1 protein-coding gene is annotated in these 365 nt (G+C 48.5%); it reads right to left on the bottom strand.

What is annotated here, in order from left to right; translation table 11 throughout:
- Positions 1-365 (bottom strand): IS3 family transposase (locus tag JCM17207_RS05970; protein WP_238316710.1); only part of this gene is annotated, 365 nt, incomplete at both ends.

Raw genomic sequence — 365 nt, 5'->3', positions numbered from 1 at the left:
CCGAAGAAGTTTTCTGCCACCGCATTGTCCAGACAGTTCCCTTTGCGGCTCATACTCTGCCGAATACCTTTCACACGCAGCATACGTTGGTACTGCTTGTGCTGGTATTGCCAGCCTTGGTCAGAGTGGAGAACCAGTCCGGTTGCATCCGGTATGGTTTCAAAGGCTTTGGTGAGCATAGTTGTTACCATGCTTAAAACCGGTCGGTCAGAGATGGCATAGCTCACCAAATACCCATTGTGCAGATCCAGGATTGGAGAAAGATAGAGTTTCTGGCCAAACAAGCTGAACTCTGTCACATCAGTGACCCACTTTTGATTTGGTTTTTCCGCATGGAAGTTTCTGTTCAGCAGATTGGGCGCAAT

The sequence above is a fragment of the Faecalibacterium gallinarum genome, from assembly GCF_022180365.1.
GTDB classification, from domain to species: domain Bacteria; phylum Bacillota; class Clostridia; order Oscillospirales; family Ruminococcaceae; genus Faecalibacterium; species Faecalibacterium gallinarum.
Note: the sequence above shows the minus strand (reverse complement) of the source record. Positions and strands in the feature narration are given on the sequence as shown.